Origin of the sequence: Marivita cryptomonadis, assembly GCF_002115725.1 — a bacterium.
GTDB lineage: Bacteria > Pseudomonadota > Alphaproteobacteria > Rhodobacterales > Rhodobacteraceae > Marivita > Marivita cryptomonadis.
The window spans coordinates 1-12,358 of the sequence record NZ_JFKD01000015.1 but is presented as its reverse complement, the minus strand read 5'-3'; the positions used below and the strand labels follow the sequence as shown (position 1 = coordinate 12,358).

Sequence of the window (12,358 nt, the reverse complement as noted above, 5' to 3'; positions counted from 1 at the left end):
GAAACCCTCCCCGCTTCGGTGTTAAAAGCTCGGGGGTTACTGGGGGTTCTCCGATGAATGATACGAGTGTTGCGCCAGATGCCGCAAAAGACATGGCCCAAAGCGCAGCGCAGGCATCTGCGTATCTCAAGACGCTTGCCCATGAGGGTCGGTTGATGATCCTCTGCCACCTTGGCGTGGGCGAAAAGTCTGTGGGTGAGTTGGAAGCTCTGCTCAATATCCGGCAGGCAGCGGTCAGCCAGATGCTCGCCCGTCTGCGTGACGAGCAACTGGTCAAGACCCGGCGCGATGGCAAGACCATCTACTATAGCCTGAACGACGACAACACCGCGCGTCTGATCGCGCATTTGCATGGGATGTTCTGCGGATCGTGACGCGACCTGACACCGCCTTTTCCGGCCCCGAGCTTTGCGCGAAATCCGCGCGTGATGTGATCACTCTCCTCCGCAAAGGCGAGGTGACGACGGATGATCTCATCACTGCCAGCGTGACACGCATGGATCAGGTGGAAGCCGCCGTGAACGCCGTAGTCACCCGCTGTCCCGACCGCGCGCGTGCTGCAACTGCCGCCAAAGACAGCCTTTTGGCCGGACTGCCCATTGGCATAAAGGATCTCAACCCAGTCGAAGGCGTCCGCACAACTTTCGGCACGAAAGGCATGGCCGACCACGTGCCCAGCGCGTCAGACCCGCTGGTGCTGCGGCTGGAAGAGCGCGGTGGCGTGGTGCTAGGCAAGACCAACACACCCGAGATGGGCGCCGGTGCCAATACCTTCAACGCTGTCTTCGGGGCCACTCGCAACCCGTGGGACACACGGATGAACGCCGCCGGATCGTCAGGGGGCGCTGCAGTATCGCTCGCCACCGGAGAACTGTGGTTGAGCCATGGCTCGGATTTTGGCGGCAGCCTGCGTAGCCCGGCGAATTACTGTAGTATCGTCGGCCTACGCCCCTCGCCCGGTATTGCGGGCGGCAGTTCGGCCCACCTTGGCTTTACCAATGGTGGCGTCGACGGCCCAATGGCACGTGACGTTATGGACTGCGCGCTCTTCCTCGACGCAATGGCAGGCTACGATCCGATCTGGCCGATTTCCTTCCCTGCTCCCGAGACCTCATACTTTGAGACCGCGCGCCGCGACGCAGGCAATATCCGCATCGCCTACACGCGCGACCTCAACGGCTTTGCGGCCGTCACATCCGAAATCGACACGGTGCTCCGTGGCGCACTCGACAGCCTGCGCCTGCCAAATGTCACCGTTGAGGACCACTGTCCCGACCTGCCCAGGCTGGACGAAACCTTCCGTGCCCTGCGCTGCATGTCCTTCATGGGCAGCTATCAGGTCACGCCTGAAAGCGTGACAAAGCACTACAAGGACACGATCAAGGGCAATCTCGCGGATGCCCGCGCAATGACCTTTGACGATTACGTGCAGGCCGAGCGCGACCGAGCCGCGATCTACAACACCATGGCGGCCTTCTTTCAGACCCACGATGTGCTCGCCTGCCCGGTCAATGGACTCGCCCCCCTGCCGGTCGAGATCGAATACCCGAAAGAGGTCGCTGGTCGCCCGATGCGCGACTATATCGATTGGCTGCAATTTGCCTTCCTTGCCACCGTGGCAGGCCTTCCTGCGCTGTCTCTGCCCGTTGGGTTTACCCCCTCCGGCATGCCGGTCGGCCTGCAACTGGTCGGCCCCCCGCGCGGCGAAGCGCGGCTGTTACAAGTGGCGCACACGCTGGAACAGACCCTAAATCTTCCGGTCACCCTGATTGACCCGATCGTCCGTTAACGCGTCAGACGGTAGCTTAGTGCGGCATGGATGACCTGCCGCAACGCCGCCTCGGGAAAGGCAGTGTCCTGCGCAACCAAAACAGCGCGGTTGCCTTCGAACAGAAGGTCCGTCGCCAAAACGGATCGGGCGTCGGATACAACACTGGTCTGGCAATGTACGAACAGGCTGGGAATGCCGGTCTTCGTCACACCCACCCGCAGGGGCGTGCCAGTCGAAACCGCATAGGACGGCTGTCCCCATTTAAGCGTTTCGCTCACAACACCCGCGCCGGGCACCGTGCTGGCAACATCAAAGATCACTCCCCGCAGCCGCACTAAAACAGGACGCGCAGAATTGGGAAGCGCATCCAAGGCAGCCAAAATATCGTCCGGGATGGCAGGCGTTTGCGTCATGCCCCAGCATGACACGCCCACACCCAAAGGCGTCAAGCCTACGTTGGGCGCAAAGCTACAAACCTCTGCTTCTCTTTTTCAAAAATATGCAAAAAAAGCGCGCCACAGGCGCGCGTTGGTCGGATCGGCACAGCCGATCCGAACCAGGCTTAATCCGCAACCTCCCACCGGTTGGCGAAATTCCCCAGAACATGGCCCACATCTTCGGAACCCGCCCCGTGTAAATCCACCTGCGCCACCAGACCACGGGTCTTGTCGTCAACTACCGAGACGACCCGCGCGGGGCACCCTACCTTGTCCAACGCGGCATTGAACACTCGCGTGATGGCGTGTTTGCGCAGATCAGGCTTGAACACCTTTCCCACAGCCGTCTTGGGCAATTCGTCGAGGATCGTCATGTGTTTCGGGACTGCTGCGCGCTCGTGGACATGCACTTTGCAATGCTCCAACAATTCGACCTCAGTCACGCTGGCACCATCGACCAGTTCAACAAAGGCGCAGGGCAACTCGCCCGCATGTTCGTCGGGTTGACCAATCGCCCCAGCAAAGGACACGGCCGGATGCGCCAACAGCGCCTCTTCGATCTCTGCCGGATCGATGTTGTGCCCACCGCGGATGATCAGATCCTTCGCGCGTCCGGTGATCCAGAGATAACCATCCGCGTCGATGCGGCCCAGATCGCCAGTGCGCAAGTGGGTGTCGAAATAGAAAAGATCAGCATTTTTGGCCACCTCGGTATAGGTATGCCCGGCAAAGACCCCCGGGTTCGATACGCAGATCTCCCCAATTTCGTCCACGCCGCACTCTACGACGGACGCGTTCTTCTGGGTCAGGATGCGCACGTTCGTATAAGGGAAAGGAATCCCGACCGAGCCTACTTTCTTGATGCCATCCGGAGGATTGCAGGACACAAGGCAAGTCGCCTCAGTCAGACCATAGCCTTCAACGACTCTTACCCCGCAGGCCTTCTCGAACCGGTGGAACAGTTCCAAGGGCAACGGCGACGACCCGGAAAACGCGGTCTTGATGGTCGAGATATCGGCATCCACCGGACGCTGCATCATCGCGGACATCGCGGTTGGTACGGTGATCACAAAGGTGGTTTTCCAACGCGCGCAAAGCTTCCAGAAATTGTCGAAGACACCCTCGCCCCGATACCCTTGCGGGGTTGGAAACACCGTATGTGCGCCGGACACGACCGAAGCCATCAGGATCACATGGCAGGCAAAGACGTGGAACAAAGGCAATGGGCACATGATACTGTCCTGTTCCGTGAACAAGAGCTTGTTGCCCAGCCAGCCATTGTAAATCATGCCGGAATATTTGTGCTGCGCGACCTTGGGCATGCCGGTGGTGCCGCCAGTATGGAAATAGGCCGCCACTCGATCATCCGCGCTATCGGCGAAGTCGAGCGTGGTGTTCTGCTTTTTCAACTCGGCATTGAAGCTCAGAACATCGGCATGATGACCGCCGGGATTCTTTGGCCGCACCAGTGGCACGATCCAGGATTTCGGCGGTGTGAGGTATCGGTTCAGATCGACCTCAAGCACCGTGTGGACCTTTGGCGCATGGCGGCAGGCCTCAGCCACTTTTTGTGGAACATCGGTCTTGGGAAACGCTTTAAGAGTGACGACAACCTTGGCTTCGGTTTCACGCAGGATCGCGGCGATCTGTTCCGGCTCCAAGAGTGGATTGATCGGATTGGCGATGCCGGCAATCGCACCGCCCAGCAAGGTCACAATTGTTTCCATACTGTTGGGCAGCACATAGGCAACCACGTCATTTTCTCCGACCCCGAGCTTGCGAAACAGGTTGGCGGCCTGAACGGTCCGTGCCAACAACTGTGACCATGTCAGGGTTTCGGCCTTGTCCTTTGGGCCCGAAAGCAGTTGGAAACTGGCGGCAGGACGGTTCGGGAACGCAGCCGCCGTCTTGCTCAACTGGCCATAGAGCGTGGCCGGAACATCCCTGTCTGCCCAAGGCATTTCATTCTCAATCGCGTTGCGGTCCTCGAAACTCGCAAACGTCATGGCGTCCCCTCCCCTGTGTCAGTCTGCGCCTGCGCACTTGAGCGCTGGCACGCCTGTTTAGCGGATATTTCGGCAAAACAAGACACCCCGACGCTACGACAGAATGCCTGTGACGCTGCGTTCCGATGCCAAGAGCCAGCTTTGGCTCTCCGTTTCCACCGCATTTGCCTCTCTATTTCGAGTGGTCACGGATCAGTTTTGATTTTTTGCACACGTTTGCAAAGAATTCTTGCCAAACCGCGAACCCTATGGCTTGGTGGGGTGGTCGACCGCAAATCCGATCTTTGCGCAGGGGGAAACCATGGCGGAAATCCAGCTCAGGAACGTCAACAAACGTTGGGGCAACTTCGTCGGCGTCGACAATTTCAACCTGACGATTCCCGACAAAGAATTCCTTGTGCTGCTCGGACCATCGGGTTGCGGCAAGACAACGACCATGCGGATGATCGCCGGGCTTGAGGACATCACCGACGGCGAAATCGCCATTGACGGCAAGGTGGTGAATAGCCTCGACCCCAAAGATCGCGACGTTGCGATGGTGTTCCAATCTTACGCGCTTTACCCCAACATGAACGTCTACGAAAACATTCGCTTTCCACTCAAGGTACGCGGCATCGACCCCTCCACTCATGACGCCAAGGTGCGCCGAGCAAGCGCGATGGTCGAGCTTGACGATTTCCTGCACCGCAAGCCCGCCGAACTGTCAGGTGGTCAGCGCCAGCGCGTGGCACTAGCCCGCGCGATTGTCCGTGAACCCAACGTGTTCCTGATGGACGAACCACTGTCGAATCTCGACGCCAAGCTGCGCGTCAGCACCCGCGCTCAGATCAAGAACCTGAGCCACGAACTGGCCGTGACGACGATCTACGTGACCCATGACCAGATCGAAGCGATGACGCTGGCCGACCGCGTCGTGGTCATGGAAAAAGGCATCGTCCAGCAGGTCGGCAGTCCGACCGAGATTTACGACCGCCCCGCAAATATGTTCGTCGCCAGTTTCATCGGCAACCCAGCGATGAACCTGATCAACGGCGACATTCAAAACGGGACTTTCGAGGCGCGCGACACGCGCATCCCCGGACTGTCTGCCGCCAGCGGCAAGACCACACTGGGTTTCCGCGCCGAGGATGCGTCGCTTGCTGCCGCTGGCGAGGGACAGATCACCGCGCCGATCTACACGCTCGAACTTTTGGGCGACGCCACAATGATCTCGGTTCGGATCGGCCAGGCGCTGGTTGCCGTCAAGGCCGACAAAACCTTCCGGGCCGAAATCGGAGATCCGATTTCGATCCGCGTTCCACCCGAGATTTGCCACCTGTTTTCCACAGACACAGGACAGCGCATCGACGGCTGAACAATCACGGGATTCCCGGCTCAACCGGGAGACAGAGATGCGCGCTTGCACAGCGCATCCAGACACACAGGGAGACCAAGATGAACCTTAGACATATCCTGATGACAGGCTCTTTCCTCGTTGCGGCCAGCGCCTCGACTACAATGGCCGCAGACTGCGCCATCGATAGCGGGCGGCTGAGCATCGTCGGCAACGAATTCCCCGCAATTCAGACTGTCGCGCGCAATGCGCAGGCTTGCGATGGCCTTTCCGAGGCCAAGGCGAACCTCACCGCCGACCACCAAAAGATCAATCTTGCCGGTATGCAGGGTGATCCGGCAGAATACACAACCGCGATTGTCGCCAACTCGTCTATCGTGGCGCTGATGAACGAAGACGTGATCCGCCCACTTGATGATCTGGTTGCCGCATACGGGCAGGACATCCCGAAAAACCAGCTTATCACAATCAACGGTCAGGTGATGGCCGTGGCCTTCATGGCGAATGCGCAGCACCTCGTCTATCGCAAGGACATCCTTGAACAGATTGGCATGGAGCCGCCGAAAACCTACGAGGACATGCTCACCACAGCCGAGAAAATCCGCGCCGAGGGCATTCTCGAATACCCACTGGGCGGCGCGTACATGGCGGGCTGGAACCTCGCACAGGAATTCGTGAACATGTATATCGGCCATGGCGGGGATTTCTATGAACCCGGTACGGCACAGGTCTCGATCAACAACGAGGCGGGTCTGGCCACGCTTGAGATGCTCAAGTCACTCAGCGCTTATATGAACCCCGATTACCTGACCCACGATTCCAACGCCACGAGCGCAGAATGGGAAGCGGGCAATGTCGCGCTCATGAACATGTGGGGATCGCGTACAGGCGTTCTGATGGACGCCGAAGGCTCCACCCCCGAAGTCTATGAAAACACCATGGTCGGCGCACCGATGACCGTCGCTGGCGGCGATTCACCTGCATCGACTCTGTGGTGGGACGGCTGGACCGTCGCCAAGAACATCAGCGACGAAGACGCGGCTGCGACCTTCAAAGCCATGAAGCACGGTATCAGCTCGGCGATCCTGAACAACGAGACAATGGGCGAGGCTGTTTGGATGATCGAAGGTTACCAACCTGCACCGGTCAATGAAGGTGTGTTCTCGGCCATCTCAATGCAGACGACACCCTACCCGATGCTGCCGCATCACGGACTGCTGCACACTGCGTTAGGCGACAACATCGCAGACTTCTTGCAAGGCAAGGAAAGCGCAGAGCAGGCTCTGTCTGACATCGAAGCGGCTTATATGACCGCAGCCAAGGAAAAAGGCTTTGTGAACTAAGCCGTCTATCGCGCGGGGGACTACGGTTGCCCCGCGCAGCTCTGACCGTCCGAACCTCGCGGGGGTGATCTGATGAAACACAGTGCGTTTTTCTGGTTTGTGCTGCCTTCGGCGGTCGCCATGCTGTTGTTCATCTTCTTTCCCATCGTGTCGGTCGTGGTCCAATCGCTGCATTCCGCGCATGAGCAGGTCATCATCGAAGTGGAAAACTGCGGGCCCTTCGGCTGCACCAAAGCCACCGCCATTGACCAAGAGGCCACAGCAGCGCTGCGTGAAGACCAACCGCTTGGGCGCTTTGCTGGTCTGGAAATTTACAAGGACCGCAATCACCTTGCCACCGCCCAGATCGGTCCACTTTGGGAACAAAGCACCGGGATCGGGGACTTCATCGGCAAATTGATGAACCTGCCCTTCTATAAGGCGATGGGCTTTACCCTGACCTTTACTTTCGTGGTCACGCCACTTACGATCATCTTCGGCTTCGTTATTGCGGTGGCCGTCAACAGCGCCGCCCGCGCCATTCGTGGCCCGCTGATCTTTTTCTCACTTCTGCCGATGATGGTCACGCCGCTGATCGGCTCACTCATCCTGTTCTGGATGGTCGATGCGCGCGGCATCCTCGGCACCGCCCTGCGCTGGCTCGCCGATGATCCCAGCCTGTCGGTCAAAGCCGATACCGGGCTGATGTGGGTCATGCTCATGGTGTATGGCGTCTGGCACTCCGCGCCCTTTGCATTCATCGTCTACTATGCCGGACTGCAAACCGTGAACACCGACACGCTTGAAGCGGCCCGCATCGACGGCGCAAGCCGGTGGCAGCAAATCCGCCACGTCGTGATCCCGCATCTCTTGCCGCTGACCACCTTCATCGCGCTGATGCAGCTGATGGACAATTTCCGGGTGTTCGAGCCCATTGTGAGCTTTAACGCCAGTGCCCATGCCACCTCACTGAGTTGGGCGATCTACAATGATCTGGGCGGCGAGACACAGCAGCTTAGCTCGGCTGCTGCGACATCGGTTCTGACCATCATTGGCGTCGCCATCCTTTTGTCACCGGTATTGATCCGCACCTATCGCGACTACGGCAAAGCGGCCTGAGGAGAACGACAATGGCAAGCCAAGTTCAGAAACGCCCCGTTCTTCTTCAAACCGTTCTTGTCGGCATCCTGATCCTCTGGATGATCGCCGCCGCCTTCCCGTTCTTCTGGACATTGTGGGGATCGTTCAAGGTCGAGGGAGATTTCTTTTCGCTTGCCGACTGGACCAACGTTCTGACCGGCGAGATGACCACCCGCGAAACCGGCGACGCCTTCACCACCGAGGGCTATACTGGGGCATGGGTGCAAGAAGAGTTCTGGAAAGCGGCGTGGAATTCGACGTTGGTGTGCCTTTTTGTCGTGACCATCTCTCTTACCTTGGGCACCTTGGGCGGTTACGCGCTGGCTCGATCCACCTACCGCTATGCCTTTTGGTTTCTGCTCATCGCCCTTATTTTCCGTGCCATGCCGCCGATCACGCTGGTCTCAGGTTACCTGCCGGTGTTCTTCCAGTGGAACATCTGGGGGCACCTGCCGACGGCCATCATCGTGCTGGTAGCCATCAACCAGCCCTTCACGCTGTGGATGTTGCATTCCTTCTTCAAGAACATTCCCCAAGACCTTGATGAGTCGGCAATGGTCGATGGCTGCACCCGGTTTCAGGCCTTCCGCCACGTGATCATCCCAGTGATGTGGCCCGGCGTGATCACCACAGGGCTTTTCAGCTTCCTGCTGGCCTATAACGACTTTGCTGTGACCGCGATGATCCTGGATAAGCAGAACCAGACCATGGTGCCAAAAATCGCGTCTTTCCTAGGTACCACGCAGACCAAGGGCAATGTCATGTTTGCCGTTGCTGCCGTGGTCTCGACCACAGCGCCCTTGTTCCTCCTGATTATGTTCTTCCAGCGCCAGATCGTATCAGGCCTGACCGCCGGAGCGGTCAAAGGCTAAGTTCTGATTTTTTCTGTTTCATAAATAGCCCCGGGGGGGTGGCGCCGGAAAGGCGACAGGGGCAGCGCCCCCGCGTTGCCTCAACGCAAAGCAAGGATGCATCATTGCATCCTCTACAGCCTCAGTTCAACGTCACCAGCTTGCCAGGGTTCATGATGTTGCCCGGATCAATTGCCTTTTTCAAAGTCCCCATAAGCGCGTAGGCTGCGCCGTGTTCCTGCACCAGATATTTGCGCTTGCCTGCACCGATCCCGTGTTCGCCGCTGACGGTGCCACCAAATTCGAGCGCGAGCATGTTGACCGCTTCGACAAGGTCTTTGGCGCGACCAAGTTCGTCATCGCTTTCCGGATCAACAAGGATAAGGAGGTGGAAATTTCCGTCCCCCACATGCCCGACAATCGGAGCAAGAAAGCCCAACTCGGCCGCCAAATCCTTGGCGCGCATAAGGCATTCGGACAGCTTGGAAATTGGCACGCAGCAATCAGTGACAACTCCGTTTGCCCCCGGTCGCAGCGACCGGCCCGCATAATATGCGTTGTGCCGCGCCTGCCAGAGACGGTTTCGGTCTTCTGTCTTGGTGGCCCATTGGAAATCCGACCCGCCATGCTCACCAACGAGCGCGGCAAAGCTTTCAACTTGTTCGGCCACACCTGCCTCGGACCCATGGAATTCAAGGAACAGATGCGGCGTTTCGGGCAAACCCATATCGGGGTTGTAGATATTCATGCCCTTCATTTGCAGCTCATCCAAAAGCTCGACCCGCGCCAAGGGCAACCCGATCTGGATCGCAAGGATCACCGTGTTCACCGCGCTTTCGATATCCGGGAAGGCACAGGTCGCAGCCGCCACGTGCTCGGGTTGGCCGCGCAGTTTGACCGTCAGTTTCGTAATGATCCCCAGCGTGCCCTCTGATCCGACAAAAAGATGGGTCAAGTCATACCCGCTCGAGGATTTCCGCGCCCGGCTTCCGGTTTCGATGATCTGCCCATCCGGCAGGACCACTTCCAGCGCCAGAACATTGTCCGCCATCGTGCCGTAACGCACCGTGTTGGTGCCCGAGGCGCGCGTCGCTGCCATACCACCCAACGTGGCATCCGCGCCGGGGTCGACTGTGAACATCAGCCCTGTCGCGCGCAGTTCCTCGTTCAATTGCACCCGCGTGACACCGGGTTCGACCACAGCGTCCAGATCGCTTTCGTTGACCTGCAGCACCTTGTTCATCCGGCTCGTATCGACAGTAATCCCGCCATGAATGGGCACGATATGTCCTTCAAGCGACGATCCAATCCCATACGGAATCACCGGACATCCGTGCTGGGAACAGGTCTTGAGGATCTGTGACACCTCTTCGGTCGTCTCGGGAAAGGCCACGGCGTCCGGGAGAACGGGTCGGGTATAGGCCTCGTCATGGCTGTGCTGATCAAGGATAGACGGTCCCGTGGACAGCCGCTCTCCCAAGACGTCGCGCAAAACGGCGATGGTTGCTTCGATGTTGGCGTTGGACATGCGGGCCTCCCTAATCGGCGACACGCTACTGCGTCATCGCGACAGGGAAAACCCCGATCAGCCGTCAATCGGTTCAATCAACTCTGGCCCCGACGCACGGTTCGAATTGACCTTTGGGTCAACCCGGTAAAACGCCATCGCGCCCTCAGGCGCTGCCTTCATCAGTGTTGCCGCGCCATGCCCCGCTTCGCCCAGCCAAAGCGCCCAATCCTCGGGGCGCAGCGTCACAGGCTGGCGGTGGTGAATAGACGACATCCGGTCATTGGCCGCCGTGGTGACAATGGCGCAAGTCCGATGGGCCTCGCCGTCGCGCTCCCAATCCTGCCAGACCCCCGCGAAGGCCAGCAATTCGGCATCTGCCGGATGGATGTACCATGGCAGTCGATTGTCGTCGGCGTCCTTGGTCCATTCATAAAAACCCGTCGCCGGGATCAGGCAGCGCCGCTCCCGGCACGCCGCTTTGAATGCAGGCTTTTCCGCAATGGTTTCTGCCCGCGCATTGATCAGAAGTGGTCCACCATTTTCCGCCTTGTACCAATGCGGCAGGAACCCCCAACGCATCGCCACCAGCCGCCGTTGCCCCTCCAGCGTGTGCACAGCATGGACAAGATTAGTCGGACAAATGTTGTAGTTGGGAATGTCGGGTAAGGCGTTCGACGGCACCGCATCGAACAATTGCGCCATCGCGTCATGCGGCAGGGTTAGGGCGAAACGTCCACACATGGGCGAAAAGGCAGGCCGGGCACGATCACCCGGCCTGCATATGCCTTACTTGTTCACGGTGATCCGACCATCCGTGAAGGGCTGGTAAGGGCCAACCTTGGCCAGATATTCAGCCGTCACATCCGCCAGATCGGGGCCGTAGTCATAGGCGTTCATCGCATCGCGGAACATGCGGTAGCCATCGCCACCATTGCGAACATAATTATTCGACACAGCCCCATAGGTCGCCTCTGGATCAAGTGCGGCATCGCCAACCATCACGTTCGAAATACGGCTGCCCGGTGCCTGCGTCAGATCAACGGTAAAGCTCATGCCCGCCACCTGCGGGAAACGGCCAGCGCCCTCTTCCACCTGACTCACACCGTTCTCAAGGGCCGCAAGGATCTGCGCGCCCGTCACCTCGAAGGTCGACAATGTATTCTGGAACGGCAGCACCGACAGAACTTCGCCCATCGTTACTTCGCCTGCATCAATCGAGGAACGGAGACCACCCCCGTTCTGAATGGCGATCTGCACGCCCTGATCCTGCACCCGGTCCAGCATCGCATCGGCGACAAGGTTGCCCATCGGGCATTCCATCGCGCGGCAGACATCGCGGCTGCCTTCAATGGCCTCGGCAGCTTCAGCGACGATCCGTGTCTTCATCTCTTCGATCGGCCCGGCGAGTTCTGCCACACGGGCCACGATCTCGGCGTCTTCCTCGACCGACGCATCAAGCAGAATGGTATCGCCCGACGCATAAGTCAGATTGCCCGCATCGTCGAAGTTCAGTTCGAGATGGCCCACATATTTGGAATAAGCATAGGCCTGCACCACCGGCACCAGCGTACCATCTTCCTGGCTCGCGAATGTCGGGTAGGCCCCGGCACGGTCAGGATCAGAGGCGCTCAGATAGGTGTGGCTGTGACCACCGACAACCGCATCCAGCCCCGGGACCGCCGCCGCGATTTCAAGGTCTTTCGGCAGACCGACATGGGTCAGAGCGATAATCTTGGTCACACCCTCAGCAGTCAATGTCGCAACATCGGCAGAGATGCTGTCGATCTCGTTCTGGAAAATCACGGCATCCGACGGCGACGAGGTTTCCACAGTATCAACGGCCAGCGCCGACACGATGCCGATTTTCTCTCCACCGACTTCCAGCACGACATGGTTCTGAACCTTGTCCGCCAGAATATTCGATTGGCTCACATCAAGGTTGCCCGAGATCACCGGGAACGACACGTTGTCGATGAGCTTGAGCACCC

Annotated in this window: 12 protein-coding genes; 7 read left to right on the top strand and 5 right to left on the bottom strand. The window is 58.9% G+C overall.

What is annotated here, in order from left to right:
- Positions 1-53 precede the first annotated feature (53 nt).
- Together MCRY_RS15900 and MCRY_RS15895 are read left to right on the top strand one after the other, a co-directional pair.
- Complete coding sequence (locus MCRY_RS15900; protein WP_238939516.1) at positions 54-374, top strand: ArsR/SmtB family transcription factor; 321 nt, start codon at positions 54-56, stop codon at positions 372-374.
- Positions 371-1,789, top strand: coding sequence for an amidase (locus MCRY_RS15895; RefSeq protein ID WP_244897922.1), 1,419 nt, complete (start codon positions 371-373; stop codon positions 1,787-1,789). The genes MCRY_RS15900 and MCRY_RS15895 overlap by 4 nt, the downstream gene beginning before the upstream one ends.
- Here the strand turns inward: MCRY_RS15895 and MCRY_RS15890 are convergent.
- Positions 1,786-2,184 carry a DUF1801 domain-containing protein gene (locus tag MCRY_RS15890; RefSeq protein WP_085631673.1) on the bottom strand — a complete coding sequence of 133 codons (399 nt, stop codon included), beginning with the start codon at positions 2,182-2,184 and terminating at the stop codon, positions 1,786-1,788. The two genes, MCRY_RS15895 and MCRY_RS15890, sit on opposite strands and share 4 nt — an antisense overlap.
- A 149-nt stretch (positions 2,185-2,333) precedes the next feature.
- Positions 2,334-4,214, bottom strand: a complete 1,881-nt coding sequence (locus MCRY_RS15885; RefSeq protein WP_085631671.1) for an acyl-CoA synthetase — start codon at positions 4,212-4,214, stop codon at positions 2,334-2,336.
- Positions 4,215-4,515: 301 nt separating this feature from the next.
- On the opposite strand from MCRY_RS15885, the gene MCRY_RS15880 reads away from it, so the two are divergent.
- From MCRY_RS15880 to MCRY_RS15865, 4 genes are all read left to right on the top strand, one after another.
- The gene (locus tag MCRY_RS15880) at positions 4,516-5,568 is read left to right on the top strand and encodes an ABC transporter ATP-binding protein (protein ID WP_085631892.1); all 1,053 of its coding nucleotides are present in this window, start codon (positions 4,516-4,518) and stop codon (positions 5,566-5,568) included.
- 80 nt (positions 5,569-5,648) lie between these two features.
- Positions 5,649-6,890, top strand: coding sequence for an ABC transporter substrate-binding protein (locus MCRY_RS15875; protein ID WP_085631669.1), 1,242 nt, complete (start codon positions 5,649-5,651; stop codon positions 6,888-6,890).
- A 72-nt stretch (positions 6,891-6,962) separates the two neighbouring features.
- Positions 6,963-7,988, top strand: a complete 1,026-nt coding sequence (locus tag MCRY_RS15870) for a carbohydrate ABC transporter permease (protein ID WP_085631667.1) — start codon at positions 6,963-6,965, stop codon at positions 7,986-7,988.
- A gap of 11 nt (positions 7,989-7,999) precedes the next feature.
- Positions 8,000-8,881, top strand: a complete 882-nt coding sequence (locus MCRY_RS15865) for a carbohydrate ABC transporter permease (RefSeq protein ID WP_085631665.1) — start codon at positions 8,000-8,002, stop codon at positions 8,879-8,881.
- 121 nt (positions 8,882-9,002) lie between these two features.
- Here the strand turns inward: MCRY_RS15865 and MCRY_RS15860 are convergent, their stop codons facing one another.
- Positions 9,003-10,388 (bottom strand): FAD-binding oxidoreductase, encoded by a 1,386-nt coding sequence (locus tag MCRY_RS15860; protein ID WP_085631663.1) that lies wholly within the window; start codon positions 10,386-10,388, stop codon positions 9,003-9,005.
- Between MCRY_RS15860 and MCRY_RS23715 the strand changes: the two genes are divergently transcribed.
- On the top strand, positions 10,321-10,518 hold the full coding sequence (locus MCRY_RS23715) for a hypothetical protein (RefSeq protein WP_477401791.1): 198 nt from the start codon (positions 10,321-10,323) through the stop codon (positions 10,516-10,518). The genes MCRY_RS15860 and MCRY_RS23715 overlap by 68 nt on opposite strands.
- Here MCRY_RS23715 and MCRY_RS15855 read toward each other — a convergent pair.
- Both MCRY_RS15855 and MCRY_RS15850 read right to left on the bottom strand, forming a co-directional pair.
- Positions 10,446-11,111: an SOS response-associated peptidase gene (locus tag MCRY_RS15855; protein WP_085631661.1), complete on the bottom strand. Its 666-nt coding sequence runs from the start codon at positions 11,109-11,111 to the stop codon at positions 10,446-10,448. The genes MCRY_RS23715 and MCRY_RS15855 overlap by 73 nt on opposite strands.
- Before the next feature lie 45 nt (positions 11,112-11,156).
- Positions 11,157-12,358 (bottom strand): bifunctional metallophosphatase/5'-nucleotidase (locus tag MCRY_RS15850; protein WP_139834106.1); only part of this gene is annotated, 1,202 nt, incomplete at its 5' end.